Genomic DNA, 16860 nt, shown 5'->3' with positions numbered 1-16860 from the left:
ATCTACATCTTAGCTAATCTTCGCCTCAATACGCAGCTTGTCCGCCACCATGGCAATAAACTCACTGTTGGTCGGCTTCGCCTTGGTGTTGGAAATTGTATAACCAAACAAACTGGAGATGGAGTCCAAATTACCACGGGACCACGCTACTTCAATCGCATGACGGATGGCACGTTCTACACGACTTGCGGTTGTATTGAATTTCTTGGCAATGTCCGGGTACAGGACTTTTGTAATCGAACCGAGCAGCTCGACATCGTTGTATACCATTGTAATCGCTTCCCGCAAATACAAATAGCCTTTGATATGAGCAGGAACTCCAATCTCATGAATGATGCTGGTGATGCTCGCGTCCAAATTGCGTCCGCGGATTTGCAAGGTAGCTTGCGGTTTTACAGAAGAAACAAAAGAAGAGGCAGGTTTGGTTGTAATGATTTGACGGATGCGCTGAGCCAGCACCTCCATATCAAACGGTTTCAAAATGTAGTATGCTGCTCCCAGCTCTACTGCTTTCTTCGTAATCTCTTCCTGCCCGAAAGCAGTCAACATAATAATTTTAGGTTGAGGACTTAAGCGCATGGCCTGAATTTGCTCCAAAACAGCCAAGCCATCCAGATGTGGCATGATGATATCCAAAATTAATACATCGGGTACACGTTCCTGCAGCAGTCGAACTACCTCATTGCCGTTGTAAGCAACACCCACAACATTCATGTCATACTGGCTACTGATGTACTCTTCCAACAGATTTACAAATTCACGGTTATCATCTGCCAACAACACTTCAATCTTGCTCAAGGTCGTTCCTCCTAACAATGGACGGTCTTTTGGAAAGAAGGTGGCGTTCTAGAGGTTAACAAATCTAATAGGATTAGTCCATACCATCTTTTCTCTACAAAAATTATTCGACAAAGCAAATTCCATTCCTGCCAATGACGAAAGATTGAATGATTTAACTGATATTTCGACAAAGAATCCTTCCATTTCTAATCGATTCGTCAAAGGACTGCAAAAATCGAAAAAGCCGCCTCGCTTCGTTCGCGTGACGGCACTTCATTCAGGCAGCTTTGGTTGTATTGGTTCGAGATTCGGCAGTACCTCGCACATTCACACCAGCATCCTGAAGCATCCATTCAATATAGCAGCCGTATCCCGAAGTAGGATCATTGACAAACACATGCGTGACGGCTCCCACGATCTTACCTTTTTGAATGATGGGGCTGCCGCTCATCCCCTGTACGATACCACCTGTCTTTTCCAAAAGGCGTTTGTCCGTGACTTTAATGATCATCCCTTTGGTTGCAGGAAAATGCTGCTTGACCACGTTTGCGATCTCAATATCGAACTCTTCTACCTTCTGACCTTCCACGACAGTAAGAATTTTGGCTGGCCCTTCCTCTACCTGCTCAGCAAGAGCGATTGGTAACGGCTCCTGGTAATAGCTGCGTTTGGGCTCGTCCTTCATTTTGCCGAAAATGCCAAAAGGGGTGTTTTTGGTTATATTTCCGAGAACTTCACTTTCATTGTAGAAACGTGCAAATTTCTCCCCTGGGTTGCCACTTTGTCCTTTTTCAATCGATGTGACACTTGCTTGCACGATCTGGCCATCTCCTACGACAATGGCTTGACCAGTATCAACGTCGGAAATAACGTGCCCTAATGCCCCGTACGCTTTGGAATTCGGATCAAAAAAGGTCAGTGTCCCTACTCCTGCCGCTGAATCCCGAATATAGAGACCCATACGGTATTCACTGTCTTTTTTGTCTTTTGCCGGATGCAAAGTGAGCGAAAGCTTTTCCTTGCCACGAACGACAAGCAATTGAACGGAATGATTCTTTTTCCCCGTTTCGTTAATTAATTTCTTTACGTCGTTCATGTCATTGATGTACATGTCGTTCATTTTGATAATCATGTCACCGACGTGTATACCTGCCTGTTCACCTGGAGAAAACTTGTTTTTACCATCGTCAACTAAATGATGACCGACAACCAAAACACCCGCTGTTTGCAGCTTCACCCCGATTGACTGTCCACCAGGGTACAACCGCAGATCTGGCAATACATTTACTTTTACAGCAGTCAGCGGAATGTTATGCCACTTCACCTGCAATTGGGCTTCCCCAGCCCTACGCGGTTCTACAGACATAGGCCTGCTCAAATCAACGGATACTTCACGCGCCTCTGTCCCGTTAACGTGCAAAATATCAGGATTGCTATTGATTAGCGTGCCCATTACCGGCACAGAGACCCGTAGTTGCTCGAGGGACCCTTCCATCAAACGCAATTCACGGGGAAAGGAGGACAGATCGCGGAACGGGGTGGAACTCACGACAAGCGCCGTGATGAGGAGAAGGAGACTTCCCATCCATTTTCTTTTGTTTTGTCGGATCACCAGTAATCACTCCTACCGTTCCCTACCTACACCTACAAAACAAAACGGTCAGGTCCGTTTTGATTGACCGCAAGCGGTCATGAGGGACACCTCCACCTTGTGTACCTTTAATGTTGCCACCAGCCAAGCGGATTATGTCAGGAAAATAACCCACTCTGAACATTAGAAAACCAGGCATCACCAAGCCCTTGACGAGTCCATTGCTGCACTTTTATAAACGAAAAAAAGACTGCCAACTTAAATTAGCTGACAGTCTTTCGTTCACGGCCGAGAAGGATCATCTCGCGCGCATGTTCTTCTGTTTTTGCTGTTACCTCTGCCCCGCTTAGCATGCGAGCCAGTTCCGTTACCCGTTCATCATCAGACAAACGATTCACCCGCGTCTCTGTTTCATTCTCGCTCATTTCCTTTTTGATCAGAAAATGCGCGTCTGCCATGGATGCGACCTGTGGCAAGTGCGTAATGCACAGGACCTGGCGCTGCCCAGCGACTCGGGCGAGCTTTTCTGCTATCGCTTGAGCCGCTCTTCCGCTTACACCCGTGTCGACTTCATCAAAAATAAGAGTCTCCACTTGATCAGTGCCCGCCAAAATCGTTTTAATGGCCAGCATGACGCGAGACAACTCCCCGCCGGAAGCAATTTTCGCTAAAGGACGCAATGGCTCACCCGGGTTAGGTGAGATTAAAAACTCGATCTGATCCATTCCGTTCGCATCTACGAATCGCTGGATTCCGTCAATTTCTACCCCGTCATCATCCGGCGTCTGTCTGACATCAATGGCAAAACGAGCACGCTCCATGTGCAATTCTTTTAGCTGCTGCTCGATTTCTTGTGCGAGTTTTCCTGCGCATTCGGAACGAATGACCGACAACTCTAATGCCTCCACTGCCAAATCGGCGGCAAACTCCTGCAATTGCTTTTCCACCTGCTGGAGGCGGTCTTCGTAGTGATGCATGTCATCCAATTCATCCTGAATCGTGGCAGCGTACTCCAAAATGTCGTCTACACTTTTGCCATACTTGCGTTTTAACGACTGAATCTGATCAAGACGGCGTTCTACTTCTGCCAACTGCTCCGGTTCAAAATCCATTTGATACGACAATTGACGAAGGTTATGTACCACATCTTCTATCTGATAATATGCCGATTGGACCATCTCCAAAATCGGAACGAGCTGTTCTTCGTAGTTCACACCACGCTCGAGTTCTCCCATCGCATGCCCTAACCAATCCATGCCTTTTTGGTCGCCATGCAATGCGCGGTATGCATCTTGAATCGTTGAATAAACTTTTTCAATGTTCATCCACTTTTTCCGCTGCTGCAAGAGCTTCTCGTCTTCGCCAGGCGTGAGGGTTGCCGCCTCAATTTCATCGAGCTGATATTGCAATAGATCGATGCGCTGTACCAGCTCCCGATCATTACGTGCCATACGCTCCAGGTCTTGCTTTGTTTTGCGGTAAGCAGCATACAGGGTACCGTACTCTTGCTTCGCAGATCCCAATGCACTTTCCCCATATGCATCGAGCCAATTGATATGCTTGTCTGACTGCATCAGCATATGCGTATCGTGTTGTCCATGCACCGTAACCAGCCATGGCCCTAACTCACGCAGCATAGCGAGAGTCACGAGCTGGCCATTGATTCGAATAATGCTCTTCCCTTGATTCGATATATCTCGGCGTACCACGAGCATACCGTCTTGTTCAATCTGGACACCGACATTCTTACAAACGTCAAGACCAGGATGACCAGGCGGCAATTCAAACAGCCCTTCCACTTCTGCACGAGGCTCACCGTAACGGACAAAATCAGCCGAAGCCCGGCCTCCTAATAGCAGTCCAAGCGCATCGATAATGATGGATTTACCAGCACCAGTCTCCCCTGTCAGGATGTTTAAGCCTTTTTGGAAAGAGACCGTCACTGATTTGATGATGGCAAAATTTCGGATCGAGAGTTCCACTAGCATCGCAAGCGACCACCTTCTACAACATTTCCATTAAGCGTTTCGTCACTTCATTGGTATTTTCTTTGGAACGGCAAATAATCAGGATGGTGTTATCGCCACTGATTGTCCCCATGATTTCTTCCCATGGAAGATTGTCAATCAGTTCAGCTACCGCATTCGCATGTCCCGAAAGTGTCTTCAGTACAATAAAATGATCAGCTTGGTCAATGCTAATAAAGGAATCCACAAGCATGCGTTTTAGCTTTTGGAGTGGATTGAATTTTTGTTCAGCAGGCATTGAGTACTTATATCGTCCATCAGGGAGCGGCACTTTTACCAAGTGTAGTTCCTTGATGTCTCGGGATACAGTCGCTTGCGTCACGTTAAAGCCAGCAGTCCGCAAGCGGTCCACCAGCTCATCCTGTGTTTCCACCTCTTGATTGCTGATGATATCCCGAATACGAATATGTCGTTGCCCTTTGTTCATATGGATTACTCCCATTCCCCTTGTAATTTCGTTCGTATTGCTTCGAAAAAGCCACCTTTTTTCCACTTAATCAGCGGGGTAACACACGGTGACTTTTTAATATAAATCTGATCGCCGCCCTCAAGTCGATAACCAAACTGCCCGTCAATGGACAGTCCCATCTCTTGATGTATGGCATCCACTTCGACCCGAATCGTTTGATTCCCTGACAGTACCAATGGCCGGGCCGTCAAGGAATGAGGAGCCACTGGCGTCAGTAATAGCATGTCCACATTGGGCGCCACTATTGGACCGCCTGCAGAAAGTGAGTATGCCGTTGATCCTGTTGGCGTAGAGACAATAACTCCATCTCCGCTAAACGTCGCCACGTACTCATCATCCAGAAAGACTGCACATTGAATGATCCGGCAAAATGACCCTTTTGCAATCCCAATATCATTCATGGCCGTGTATGTCCCCAGTGTGGTTCCTTTTCGCACCAAACAAGCTTCCAGCATCGCTCTCTTTTCGATGTCGTACTTTCCAGAAAGGAGATTGTCTACAGCCTGAGGCAGATGCTCCGGTTCCGCTTCTGACAAAAAGCCCAGCGTGCCTAAATTAATTCCAAAGATTGGGATAGAGTGACCGGCAAGCTGGCGAGCAATTCTGAGTAGCGTGCCATCGCCCCCTAATACACAAACCAAATCCGCCTGCTTCCCCATCTCTTTTACAGATGCGCCCAGTTCTGGATGCCCTACATCTGATGCGACATGTTCATCCAGGAATACCTGCGCCCCTCTGTCCTCAAGTAAATACAGCAGTTCCCGTGCAACGATTCGTGCTTCGGGTTTTCCTTTGTTCGCTATGATTCCAATTTTCTTCACGTGGTCCACCCCAAAACTGGTTGGTTGGAAATCCTTCTTGAACAACCTCATATACAAGTATACAACTTCACATGCATAAATAAAAAGCCTCGATTGTGACAAAACTCCCGAGGCTTTGGTTTTTTATCCTATTTCAAATTCGTATGAGCAGACGCAACAACCTCTGATACGCGTTGCAACCAAGCTTCCGAATCCATGCCGCCCTCACTTTTCTGGGCATGCATAACAAATTCAATGTTTCCTTCTCCCCCTGTAATTGGAGAGTAATCCAAGCCTTTTAGCGCGAAACCCAATCCGCTGGCAAATTGACCGATGTCAGTCAGTACGCTCTCGTGTACTTCTGGATCACGGACAATTCCATTCTTTCCGACTCTATCCTTGCCTGCTTCAAATTGAGGCTTGACCAGCGCAACGACGTCACCGCCCTCGAGCAGAAAACGGTACAGCACCGGCAAGATCAATCGCAGCGAAATAAACGATACGTCAATCGATGCCGCGTTTGGGCGTTCATGTTCAAAAGCTTCCGTGTCCATATGACGGAAATTCGTCCGTTCCATGACGACCACTCGTTCATCCTGTCGCAAGATCCACGCGAGCTGTCCGTACCCGACATCAATGGCGTATACAAGTCGCGCACCGTTTTGTAGCGCACAGTCGGTAAATCCGCCAGTGGAGGCACCGATGTCCATCATGACACGATCCTTCATGTCGATTTCAAAGACACGCAATGCCTTTTCCAACTTAAGTCCACCCCGACTCACATACGGGTGTACCTCGCCCTTCACCGTAATCGCAACATCCTCGGCAAATTTGGTTCCCGGCTTGTCACAGCGCTCGCCAGCTACTTGCACTAGGCCTGCCATTACGGCTGCTTTTGCTTTTTCTCTGGTCTCATAATGGCCTCTTTCGACCAAGAGAACATCAACCCGTTCTTTTCTTACACTCATGCTTCCACTACGCCCTTCGAAATTGGCATCAAGGATCGAACGCGAGCAGCGATATTATCAGCTGTGAGCCCTACCTCTTGCCGCTGTTCTTTCACACTTCCATGCTCAACAAAATAATCAGGTACCGCGACAACCTGTACATTCATGCCGTGATAGCCTGCACGATTGTAGCATTCAATAACAGCGCTGCCGAATCCGCCCATTTCACTGCCTTCTTCGACCGTAACGATATCGTAGCCTTCCTTTGCCAGACGGAACAAAAGCTCTTCGTCCAAAGGCTTGCAAAAACGTGCATTGACCAGCATCGGCTTGATTCCTTCTTCTTGAAGCTGATTGATAGCCGCCTCAGCAATTTCGAATACATGACCGAACGAGAGGATCGCCACGTGTTTGCCTTCGCGTACAATCTCCGCTTTTCCGATTGGCAGCACTTGCAGATTGTCATCCATTTTGACGCCACGAATCGGCAATCGCGGATAACGATAAGAGATCGGACCGTCTTTATATTCTACTGCTGTCTTCATCATGTGACGCAGCTCATTTTCATCCTTCGGTGCCATAATGACCATATTTGGAATGAGGCGCATGAATGCCACATCGTACATACCTTGGTGTGTCTCCCCGTCTGCTCCGACGAGCCCAGCACGATCAACGGCGAAAATTACATTGAGCTTTTGGCGTGCGACATCGTGGATTAGCTGATCATAGGCTCTTTGCAAAAAGGTCGAATAAATCGCAAAGACCGGCTTCAAGCCTTGTGTTGCTAATCCTGCCGCAAATGTACATGCGTGCTGCTCTGCAATCCCAACGTCAAACAATCTGTCAGGGTACTTCTGTCCAAAGGGGATCAAACCTGAGCCCGCTGGCATCGCAGGGGTAACAGCCACGATCGAATTGTCTTCATCTGCGAGCTTCATCATCGTATCTGCAAAAACAGACGTATACGTTGGTGCAGATTTCGGTGTATCACCTGACTCGATTTTATACGTACCGATACCATGCCACTTGACTGAGTCAGCTTCAGCTGGCGCATAGCCTAGTCCTTTTTTCGTGATGGCATGAATCAAAACCGGGCCTTTTGTATGCTTGGCTGTCTTCAATGTATCGAGCAATAGCTCCATGTTATGTCCATCGATTGGGCCAATATATGTAAAGCCGAGCTCCTCGAAGAGAACGCCAGATACGAGCAAATACTTCATGCTGTCTTTGAAGCGTTCAGCCATATGAGCCAATTTGCCCCCTACAGCCGGAATGGATTTCAACAATCCCTCGACTTCATCCTTCGCCCATTGATAGTTCTCCGTCGAGCGAATTTTCCCCAAGTAGTTGTGCAAGGCCCCAACGTTTGGCGCGATGGACATTTCGTTATCATTTAACACAACGATGACATTCTTACGCTCATGACCAATGTGGTTCAAGGCCTCCAGAGCCATACCGCCTGTCAGCGCACCGTCTCCGATCACAGCAATGACATGGTTCTTTTCTTTTTTCAAATCCCGTGCAGTCGCCATCCCCATTGCGGCAGACAACGACGTACTGCTATGCCCGGTTTCCCAGACGTCATGCGGGCTTTCCACCATTTTAGGGAACCCACACAGCCCTTTGTACTGACGCAAGGTCGGAAACATCTCCCGGCGTCCTGTCAGCATTTTATGTACGTATGCTTGATGCCCGACATCCCAGATCAGCTTGTCCTTGGGACTGTCAAAAACATAGTGCAGTGCTAGCGTCAGCTCGACGACTCCCAGATTCGGCGCGAGATGACCACCTGTTTTCGACAGCGTTTCGATTAGAAACTGACGGATCTCGGATGCCAAGGTATGTAGCTGCGGTTGCGTGCACTTTTTCAAGTCTTGAGGATCATTTATAGTAGTAAGCAGCATTGGTATTCCTCACTTTCCACTGTTCGTTCTCCGGCGATTGTGCATGCTGCATATCAATCAAGCCACTAGAAAACCCGGCTTTCCTTATTGCTATAGCCGATTCCGCTTATTTTCAGCTTGATTCATTATAACGGTTTCTTAATAAAAACACCACTTTTCATCAACATATGCGAATATGAAGGCGATATCTTGCATTTTCTGGTAAGATGATTTTGAATACATACTCCGAACAAAAGAGGTGGACGTCCGTGAAGTTCTCACAAATTCAGTATGAGCGCATGGATATGGACAAAGTTGAAGGACAATTCACGCAATTATTGGAAGCGTTTCAACATGCTGCAAGCTTCTCCGAGCAAGATACAATCATGGCTCAATTGAACAAACTGCGACAAGAAGTGGAATCCGCGCGGAATGTCGCACAAATCCGCCACACGATCAATACAGAAGATCCCTTCTACAAAGCAGAGCAGGACTATTGGGATGAAGCAACTCCTTTGTATACTGGAATCGTTTCCCGTTACTATCAGGCGATTGTCGATTCTTCCTTCCGTGCTGACTTGGAAGAAAAATGGGGTGCACAGCTGTTTCGCATCGCTGAGAGCACACTCCGTACATTTTCGCCAGAAGTCATTTCTGATTTGCAGGAAGAAAACCGTTTGGCCAGTCAATATGTCGCACTGAAAGCTTCTGCCAAAATCATGTTTGAAGGAGAAGAGCGAAACCTTTCAGAGATGATTCCTTTTACTATCGCGAAAGATAGAGACATGCGCAAACGTGCTAATGAAGCGAAGTATGAGTATATGCGGAAACATACGGACGAATTTGATCGCATTTACGATCAGCTCGTCAAGGTACGCACACGCATCGCAAAAAAACTCGGCTTCAATAGCTTTGTGGAGCTAGCCTATGCACGTATGAACCGTACCGATTACAACGCAGAAATGGTAGCCAATTTCCGCAAGCAAGTGCTTGAGCACATCGTTCCAGTATCTTCAAAGCTCGTCGAACGTCAGCGCCAACGCATTGGTGTCGATACACTTGAGTATTACGATCTTTCCTTTGATTTCGCTACAGGGAACCCAAGCCCGAAAGGCACGCCGGAATGGATTGTTGAAAACGGGAAAAAGATGTATGCCGAGTTGTCACCTGAAACGGACGAATTTTACAACTTCATGCTGGACAATGACTGTCTAGATCTATTGAGCAAAAAAGGAAAGGCTACAGGCGGCTACTGTGAATACATCAGCCAATACAGGCTTCCCTTTATATTCGCCAATTTTAACGGTACATCTGGTGATATCGACGTACTTACACACGAGGCAGGACATGCGTTTCAGGTGTATGTAAGTAGAGATTTTGAGGTCCCTGAATATCATTTCCCAACCTATGAGGCGTGTGAAATACATTCGATGAGCATGGAGTTTTTGACGTGGCCATGGATGGAGCATTTTTTCAAGGAAGATACCGACAAATACAAATTCTCTCATCTTAGTAGCGGACTCCAGTTCATTCCGTACGGCGTGTCTGTTGATGAGTTCCAGCATGTTGTCTACGAGAACCCAGATATGACCCCGTCAGAGCGTAAACGTGCTTGGCGTGAAATTGAGCGTAAGTACCTCCCGGATCGCAATTACGCACAGAATGAGTATCTTGAGGAGGGCGGTTTCTGGCAGCAACAAACGCATATTTTTCAAAGCCCCTTCTATTACATCGACTACACACTTGCCCAGATTTGCGCGTTCCAATTTTGGAAACGGGCTCAATCTGAGCCGAAGCAAGCTTGGGAAGATTATTTGACGCTTTGCCGCGAAGGCGGAAGCAAATCGTTCCTCGAGCTGGTACAAGTGGCGAAGCTGTATTCTCCATTTGAGGACGACTGTATACCATCGGTAATTGGCGAGATTGAACAATTTTTAAATAGCATTGACGATAAAAGCTTGTAATAGGTAGGTACGAAAAAAAGCTGGCATTTCCCATATGGGTTGCCAGCTTTCACTTATTTATTGCGATCACGCACGTAGTCAGCCAAAGGGCTGAGTGCAGAATTCTCGATTCCCGCATCGGCAAGAGCTGCTTTTGCCTCCGCAATCAATTCGTCAAGACGAGCCTTCGATTCGGCTAGACCAAGCAGCGATGGGTACGTCGCCTTTTCCCGATCTGCATCACTGCCAACTGCTTTCCCCAGCTCTTGGGCATCCCCTTCCACATTCAAGATGTCATCCTGAATTTGAAAAGCAAGACCAATGCAAACACCATAGCGTGTCAATGCTTCCATTTGACCTTCGGATGCTTCTGCGAGGTAGCCTCCCCCGCGCAAGGCTGCGATCAAGAGATCACCCGTTTTGTGACGATGGATAAATTCGAGCTGATCTAAGTTAAGGCGTTTGCTCTCCCCTTCGATATCAGCCATCTGTCCGCCGACCATGCCAGTTGCTCCTGCACGTTTTCCCAACTCCGCAATCAGTTTCACGGTAGTAGCCGCTGAAACATCTGCGCGATCTATGTAAGCTTCTGCAATGTATGCGAACGCTCTAGTCAGCAAGGCATCTCCTGCGAGAATGGCTGTTGCTTCACCGAATACTTTGTGATTGGTCGGTTTTCCGCGGCGAAGATCATCGTCGTCCATCGCAGGGAGGTCATCGTGGATCAAGGAGTACGTATGTATCATTTCCAAGGCAGCCGCAAAAGCTACACCCCGTTCAATCGGCTTGTCCAGTGCTTCGAGGACCGCCAACACCAGCATGGGACGCAACCTTTTTCCGCCTGCCATGAGCGAATACTTCATGGATTCGTACAAGTTTTCCGGAACTCCTTGCTGCTCAAGGGCTGGCAGGAGTCTTTGTTCTATATAGGCAGTCTTTTCCACCAAATAGCTCTCGAATGTATGCACGCCGATCATTATTCTCCTTCCACGCGAAAAGCCTTCTGCTTTACCTGTCCGTCTTCTTCTACCAACTGGGTAATCTTCGCTTCGATTGCATCCAGCTTTTGACCACAAATTCTGGAAAGAGTCACTCCTTCCTGATATAGCGTAATCGCTTCTTCGAGGGGAATATCTCCTTCCTCGAGTCGATTGACGACTTCTTCCAGACGCTTCATCGCGTCCTCGAACTGCATATCAGTCTCTTGTTCTGTCTTCTTGCGAGCCACTCTTCTTCTCCTCCTCCCGATTCACTTTTTCCACACGCGCAGTCGCACTGCCATCACTTAATCGTACCATGATCTCGTCGCCAGGGGCAAACTGTTCCACTGATTTTACGAGTCTGTCATTGGTGTATACGAGTGAGAATCCACGCTGCATGACCTTCAGTGGACTCAGCGCTTCCAATGTAGCTACACGAGCTGCGAATGCCATTCTTTTTTGATTGAGACGACCCAGCATCCGTTCGTCCAAGGTGGCGCGGAGCTTAGACAGATTTTTTCTTTTATCCCCAATTTGATCAGCAAGGCGATAGCGCTTGATCTGTTCGTCTAATCGCGTATAGCGTTCGCGTCTTCTGTCCAGCAAATGCTTCATCGATTGACGCATCCGCAAATGTGCCCGATCCAATCGTTCTGCGGCTTCCTCCAGCCTCCGCTCCGGTTGGCGCATCGCATACGAATTGCTTAAGCGTGTCAAACGGTTTCTCTGCTCCGTCATGGTACCACGCACTGCTCGATGCATCCGTATTTCGAGCTGCCGCACTCTCTCGACCCATTCCAAATAATGCGGCACAGCCAATTCAGCTGCTGCTGTCGGCGTAGCTGCCCGGACATCTGCTACGAAATCGGCGATCGTCACATCCGTCTCGTGCCCAACAGCGGAGATGACAGGGATGAGTGATGCAGCTATAGCCCTCGCAACGTTTTCATCATTAAACGCCCACAGCTCCTCAATGGAACCACCACCGCGCCCTACGATGAGAACATCAATGTCAGGCTGATTGTTCAGAATCCGAATAGCGGAGACAATCGATGCAGGTGCATCCACACCTTGGACAACGGCTGGTGAAAGTACGATCTCTGCTTGCGGATACCGTCTGCGAATCGTCGTGCAAATATCTCGGATGGCTGCTCCTGTCGGAGAAGTGACGACACCGACACGTTTCGGAAAACGCGGGAGCATTCGCTTCCTCTCTGCTGCAAACAACCCTTCTTGAGCCAATTTTTCTTTCAGCTGCTCAAATGCTAAATAAAGCGAGCCGAGACCATCTGGCTGCATCTCTTTGACGTAAAACTGATACGCGCCGTCCCGTTCGTATGCAGAAATGGACCCTCGTACAATCGCTTTTGCTCCATCTTTGGGCAAGAAACGCAGGAAGCGGTTATAACTCGCAAACATGACGACTTTGATGCGTGACTGCTTATCCTTTAGCGTGAAATACATATGACCACTGGAATGGTGGGTAAAATTGGAGATTTCCCCTCTCACCCATATATCTTGCAGGTGGGGTTCCTTTTCCAGCACCAGCTTAATATAACGATTGAGATCACTGACGGATAAGATATCTTGTAATGCCATGCGGCCCCTCCTTTACAAAAACTTGGCTTTGCCGTGCATGTAACAAGGACTATGCAAAAGAATGGATAAAGCTTATGCCTTATCCATTCTATAATAAGTTGCCAATTTTCTTCTATTGTTTTGCTTGCTTTTTCGCTGCCGCAACGGTATTTTTCAGCAGCATGGTAATCGTCATCGGGCCAACACCGCCTGGAACTGGGGTTAAAAAGCTAGCCACTTCTTTGACCTCGTCGAACTTGACATCTCCAACCAGCTTACCCGTTTCGATGCGGTTCACACCAACGTCAATGACGACAGCGCCCGGTTTGACATGCTCCTTGCCGATCATATGAGCCCTTCCGGTTGCAACGACGAGGATGTCTGCCTTTTGAGTGTATTCCTCGAGATTTTGCGTGCGAGAATGACACATGGTTACCGTAGCATTTTCCTGTTGCAATAGCAATGAGACCGGCTTACCAACGATGTTGCTGCGTCCGATCACCACTGCATGTTTGCCTGCCATTGGGGCTCCTGTGCGCTTGATCAATTCAATAACCCCGTGCGGCGTGCAAGGAAGCATCGTCTCATTTCCCAATACCATGTTTCCTACGCTAATCGGATGGAAACCATCCACATCCTTTTCAGGAGCAATGGCTTCAATTACCGCATGCTCTGAAATATGAGCAGGAAGAGGAAGCTGAACCAAAATCCCATTAACGTTCGGATTTTCGTTCAACTGTTGAATGATCACCAACAACTCTTCCTCTGTGATGTCAGCGTCCTTCATGATGATCTCGGATGAAATACCGACTTCCTCGCAGCCTTTTGCTTTACCACGCACATAGGAGTGAGAAGCCGGGTCGTCTCCCACAATGACAACGGTCAATCCCGGTACGATCCCTTGCTTTTTCAATTCAGCTACTTCGTTCGCCAATTCGGCCCGAATACTCTGTGCTACTTCTTTTCCCTGGAGAATGGTTGCAGCCATGGAGAAAATGCCTCCTTTATCAACGTCGATACGTTAAGTGTACCGATTTCCCCCTTAACTGTAAAGCCGAATTATAAAAAGTTCATATTTATTTAATGTTCGTCTTTTGCTTCATCCACCCCAACATAGCGACTCCATAGGCATTATCACCGGAGTAAACGGGGTCACAGAAGTACAGCTTTGCCTTCACGGCAGGGTGTTCCAGGCGTTTGATTAGCCTCTCACGTATGTAATAATTAGCAGCTACTCCTCCAACAATCAAGATGTCCTTCGGGTAACCTTGCTCTACTGCATGACGTAAGGACTTCTCTAGTGTATTGGCAATACATTGCTCTGTCGCCCGCGCAATCTCAGCAGGGCTCGTACTTCCTCTCTCCACTTCACGCAAAAGCGAAGCTTCTGGACCAGAAAAACTAAAGGAAAGCCCGTCAACCGCCGAAGAAATCCGAAACGCACCTGTTGCGTCCTTGGCTAATTGCTCCAACGCAGGACCTGCTGGAAAGGACATACCAAGTGCTACACCAATCCGATCGACTAGTTGCCCAGCGTGCAGATCGATTGTCCCACCGATTTTCTCAATGACGTAACCGGCTGCATGACGCTCGCACAACAACAACTCGCTGGTGCCTCCAGACAAATGCACAGCCAAAAAACGATCCTCTGTCGGACGCACCTCAGCGGTATATTCCCCCGCCGATATATGTCCCTCTTGATGAGTCGTCAAGTGAAGGGGAACCCGCAAATAAGTCGCCAACGATTTTGCCAAGCCCTCTCCTACCTTAAATACAGGCATATACGATCCGTCTTGCGGACGAGGCTTCTCGCTCACGCAAATCGCTGCAATCTCGTAATCCTTCCACTTCATTTCTTCACTTAATTCCGGCAGGTTCATCACATGCTGAAAGACGGCTTCGGATTGCTGCAGTCCGCGCTTGCCCTCCTTTACTTTCAGAAGGCGTTTTGCTTCTGCGACAATTCGGCCGTCTTCCTCAGCCAAGCACAGTGATGTCCGGTAATTGCTCGTGTCGATTCCCAACATTACCTTACTCATGCTTGTATCTCCTACCTATTACGCCTGCTTAGTTTCACGCGATTGCAAGAAGCTCGACAACACACCGTTAATGTATCGGTGGGACGTCTCGTCGCTAAAGAGCTTCGCGATCTCAATCGCTTCGTTCATCACGACTTTGTCAGGAGTGTCTTGCTCAAACATGATCTCGTAAAAAGCCAGACGAAGAATAGCGCGATCTACATTGGCGATTCGTTCCAATTGCCATCCACGCAGATACTTCTTGATTTCCGAATCAATCTCAGTCAAGTTATTCAATACACCATCGAGGAGATAACGCAAATACTGTGCATTTTCCTCGGATTCTTCCATGACGAGGGCAACCGCATCCGTTAGCGGAACCTCAGCCATATCAATTTGGAAAAGACATTGGACTGCTTTTTCTCGTGCTGTTCTTCGTTTCATACCATTCATTCACCTACTAATTAAAATGAGCTCGGACTTTTCTTATGTCACCGAAACTTGCCTGGCAAAATCTTGTCGAGTATCTCACGCAAGTCTTCTTTATGATCGAGCTTGCGACCAATATAATAACCGGTCCCGACAAACACAACAAAAACCAGTGTATCCCAAAATCCCACGAGAAGGTAGATGATGCCTAAAAAAAGTCCGGCAAAAACCCCCATTAGCTTCCCCTTGTGTTCCCACATTAACTCCCGCACCATTTACTTCACCTTCTATTCCACCCGTTTACGAGCCGAGTAGTTTTCCTGCTGAGCTACTTCCGTCACGACAATGGTCACCTCAGAAATGACAACACCAGCAATCCCCTCAACTTGCTCCTTCACGTCAGCCTGTAGCTTCTGTGTCAGTTCAGGCAATGGCGTTTCTCCATCTACCGAAACACGCAGGGTGATAATATTGCCGCTCTCGAGTGCCTTGACTGTCGTTTTCATATCGCGCACTCCTTTAACTCGGCGGGCGGCACGCTCTGCAATGGTCTGGATCGTTTGAATCGTAATGTTGACCTCACCCAAATCACTGCGCTGACGGATTCCCCGTTCTACTTTAGGCTTGTTAGAGCGGAAAGAACTGAAAAAGAAGCGAAGGCTGACTACGAGGAAAATGATCGCGACAATGAGATAGGTGATGTTCGTACCCGCCAACATCTGATCCACGTATGGACGGAAAAAATCTTGCGAGATCAATCCGCTGGTCGCTGCTATCGCGATGCAGGACAAAACAATGAGCGCAAAGCTATAAATCGTCAAGATAAAGCGGTCAAACAAGTTCACAAGCACCTCTCCTTTCAGCCATGTTTGAAAAAGGAGACAAACACGGCACGCTCCGGAAAACTCCATGAATTTACGCTGAAAGCCTAAACAAAATCACGTTTTCAAATGAGGAAAATGCCCCCTGTTCGTAGGGGGCATCCATCCGCTGCTTGTTAGCGCACGCGCTGGTGTTCTTCAACCGGTACAGGTGCCGGTACTTTTTCTTCAGCTTTCAACTCAACATCAACGATATGTACGTTTACTTCAACTACCGAAAGACCTGTCATGCTCTCAATCGTATTGCGTACACTATCTTGAATATTTCGAGCGACTTCCGGGATGCGATGTCCGTATTTGACGATGATCGAAACATCCACCGCTGCTTCGCGGGAGCCAACCTCTACACGCACACCACGTGCTATATTTTTACGGCCTAAACGTTCAGCTATTTCTCCTACGAAACCGCCGCTCATTTGCGCCACACCTTCTACTTCGGACGCAGCCATGCCGGCGATCACTTCCAACACTTCGGGAGCGATCTGGACCTTACCAAGCTCTGTTCTATCTAAATCTGGAGTAAACTCTTCCATG

17 protein-coding genes are annotated in these 16860 nt (G+C 48.0%); 1 reads left to right on the top strand and 16 read right to left on the bottom strand.

Going from position 1 to position 16860, the window contains the following annotated elements; translation table 11 throughout:
* Positions 1 to 9: 9 nt before the first annotated feature.
* From spo0A to dxs, 7 genes are all read right to left on the bottom strand, one after another.
* Positions 10 to 798, bottom strand: coding sequence for a sporulation transcription factor Spo0A (gene spo0A, locus ACM6JA_RS13830; protein WP_007720793.1), 789 nt, complete (start codon positions 796 to 798; stop codon positions 10 to 12).
* A gap of 259 nt (positions 799 to 1057) precedes the next feature.
* Positions 1058 to 2392: a SpoIVB peptidase gene (spoIVB, locus tag ACM6JA_RS13825; RefSeq protein WP_007720791.1), complete on the bottom strand. Its 1335-nt coding sequence runs from the start codon at positions 2390 to 2392 to the stop codon at positions 1058 to 1060.
* A gap of 242 nt (positions 2393 to 2634) precedes the next feature.
* Complete coding sequence (gene recN / locus ACM6JA_RS13820) at positions 2635 to 4359, bottom strand: DNA repair protein RecN (protein WP_414852740.1); 1725 nt, start codon at positions 4357 to 4359, stop codon at positions 2635 to 2637.
* A 16-nt stretch (positions 4360 to 4375) separates the two neighbouring features.
* Entirely contained in the window at positions 4376 to 4825 is a 450-nt protein-coding gene (ahrC, locus tag ACM6JA_RS13815) for a transcriptional regulator AhrC/ArgR (RefSeq protein WP_007720787.1), read from the bottom strand.
* Positions 4826 to 4830: 5 nt separating this feature from the next.
* Positions 4831 to 5688, bottom strand: a complete 858-nt coding sequence (locus ACM6JA_RS13810) for an NAD(+)/NADH kinase (protein WP_414852739.1) — start codon at positions 5686 to 5688, stop codon at positions 4831 to 4833.
* A gap of 128 nt (positions 5689 to 5816) precedes the next feature.
* Complete coding sequence (locus ACM6JA_RS13805) at positions 5817 to 6635, bottom strand: TlyA family RNA methyltransferase (protein ID WP_414852738.1); 819 nt, start codon at positions 6633 to 6635, stop codon at positions 5817 to 5819.
* A complete protein-coding gene (gene dxs, locus ACM6JA_RS13800) occupies positions 6632 to 8518 on the bottom strand; it encodes a 1-deoxy-D-xylulose-5-phosphate synthase (protein WP_414852737.1) in 1887 nt (628 codons plus the stop codon). The genes ACM6JA_RS13805 and dxs overlap by 4 nt, the downstream gene beginning before the upstream one ends.
* 248 nt (positions 8519 to 8766) lie before the next feature.
* On the opposite strand from dxs, the gene ACM6JA_RS13795 reads away from it, so the two are divergent.
* A complete protein-coding gene (locus ACM6JA_RS13795; protein ID WP_414852736.1) occupies positions 8767 to 10461 on the top strand; it encodes a M3 family oligoendopeptidase in 1695 nt (564 codons plus the stop codon).
* Positions 10462 to 10514: 53 nt separating this feature from the next.
* On the opposite strand, the gene ACM6JA_RS13790 is transcribed toward ACM6JA_RS13795, so the two are convergent.
* From ACM6JA_RS13790 to ACM6JA_RS13750, 9 genes are all read right to left on the bottom strand, one after another.
* The gene (locus ACM6JA_RS13790) at positions 10515 to 11417 is read right to left on the bottom strand and encodes a polyprenyl synthetase family protein (protein WP_414852735.1); all 903 of its coding nucleotides are present in this window, start codon (positions 11415 to 11417) and stop codon (positions 10515 to 10517) included.
* Positions 11417 to 11668, bottom strand: a complete 252-nt coding sequence (gene xseB, locus ACM6JA_RS13785) for an exodeoxyribonuclease VII small subunit (protein ID WP_007725705.1) — start codon at positions 11666 to 11668, stop codon at positions 11417 to 11419. The genes ACM6JA_RS13790 and xseB overlap by 1 nt, the downstream gene beginning before the upstream one ends.
* A complete protein-coding gene (xseA, locus tag ACM6JA_RS13780; protein WP_414852734.1) occupies positions 11637 to 13019 on the bottom strand; it encodes an exodeoxyribonuclease VII large subunit in 1383 nt (460 codons plus the stop codon). The genes xseB and xseA overlap by 32 nt, the downstream gene beginning before the upstream one ends.
* Positions 13020 to 13131: 112 nt before the next feature.
* Positions 13132 to 13986: a bifunctional methylenetetrahydrofolate dehydrogenase/methenyltetrahydrofolate cyclohydrolase FolD gene (folD, locus tag ACM6JA_RS13775; RefSeq protein ID WP_414852733.1), complete on the bottom strand. Its 855-nt coding sequence runs from the start codon at positions 13984 to 13986 to the stop codon at positions 13132 to 13134.
* 88 nt (positions 13987 to 14074) lie between these two features.
* A complete protein-coding gene (locus ACM6JA_RS13770) occupies positions 14075 to 15037 on the bottom strand; it encodes an O-sialoglycoprotein endopeptidase (RefSeq protein ID WP_414852732.1) in 963 nt (320 codons plus the stop codon).
* Between the two features lie 18 nt (positions 15038 to 15055).
* The gene (gene nusB, locus ACM6JA_RS13765; protein WP_007725709.1) at positions 15056 to 15460 is read right to left on the bottom strand and encodes a transcription antitermination factor NusB; all 405 of its coding nucleotides are present in this window, start codon (positions 15458 to 15460) and stop codon (positions 15056 to 15058) included.
* Between the two features lie 47 nt (positions 15461 to 15507).
* A complete protein-coding gene (locus tag ACM6JA_RS13760; RefSeq protein ID WP_007725710.1) occupies positions 15508 to 15720 on the bottom strand; it encodes a DUF2273 domain-containing protein in 213 nt (70 codons plus the stop codon).
* A 12-nt stretch (positions 15721 to 15732) separates the two neighbouring features.
* Entirely contained in the window at positions 15733 to 16290 is a 558-nt protein-coding gene (gene amaP / locus ACM6JA_RS13755; protein ID WP_414852730.1) for an alkaline shock response membrane anchor protein AmaP, read from the bottom strand.
* A gap of 152 nt (positions 16291 to 16442) precedes the next feature.
* Positions 16443 to 16859, bottom strand: a complete 417-nt coding sequence (locus ACM6JA_RS13750; RefSeq protein WP_414852729.1) for an Asp23/Gls24 family envelope stress response protein — start codon at positions 16857 to 16859, stop codon at positions 16443 to 16445.
* Between the last annotated feature and the right edge of the window lies 1 nt (position 16860).

This window comes from Brevibacillus sp. IT-7CA2 (assembly GCF_949767855.1).
Taxonomy (GTDB): domain Bacteria; phylum Bacillota; class Bacilli; order Brevibacillales; family Brevibacillaceae; genus Brevibacillus.
This window is presented reverse-complemented; position numbering and strand designations above follow the sequence as displayed.

What these genes read in the sequence shown, in the direction of transcription:
- recN (WP_414852740.1), bottom strand. Translation starts at nt 4,359, where the DNA reads ATGCTAGTGGAACTCTCGATCCGAAATTTTGCCATCATCAAATCAGTG.
- folD (WP_414852733.1), bottom strand. Translation starts at nt 13,986, where the DNA reads ATGGCTGCAACCATTCTCCAGGGAAAAGAAGTAGCACAGAGTATTCGG.
- ACM6JA_RS13805 (WP_414852738.1), bottom strand. Translation starts at nt 6,635, where the DNA reads ATGAGTGTAAGAAAAGAACGGGTTGATGTTCTCTTGGTCGAAAGAGGC.
- ACM6JA_RS13790 (WP_414852735.1), bottom strand. Translation starts at nt 11,417, where the DNA reads ATGATCGGCGTGCATACATTCGAGAGCTATTTGGTGGAAAAGACTGCC.
- xseA (WP_414852734.1), bottom strand. Translation starts at nt 13,019, where the DNA reads ATGGCATTACAAGATATCTTATCCGTCAGTGATCTCAATCGTTATATT.
- dxs (WP_414852737.1), bottom strand. Translation starts at nt 8,518, where the DNA reads ATGCTGCTTACTACTATAAATGATCCTCAAGACTTGAAAAAGTGCACG.
- ACM6JA_RS13750 (WP_414852729.1), bottom strand. Translation starts at nt 16,859, where the DNA reads ATGGAAGAGTTTACTCCAGATTTAGATAGAACAGAGCTTGGTAAGGTC.
- nusB (WP_007725709.1), bottom strand. Translation starts at nt 15,460, where the DNA reads ATGAAACGAAGAACAGCACGAGAAAAAGCAGTCCAATGTCTTTTCCAA.
- ACM6JA_RS13770 (WP_414852732.1), bottom strand. Translation starts at nt 15,037, where the DNA reads ATGAGTAAGGTAATGTTGGGAATCGACACGAGCAATTACCGGACATCA.
- ahrC (WP_007720787.1), bottom strand. Translation starts at nt 4,825, where the DNA reads ATGAACAAAGGGCAACGACATATTCGTATTCGGGATATCATCAGCAAT.
- ACM6JA_RS13760 (WP_007725710.1), bottom strand. Translation starts at nt 15,720, where the DNA reads ATGGTGCGGGAGTTAATGTGGGAACACAAGGGGAAGCTAATGGGGGTT.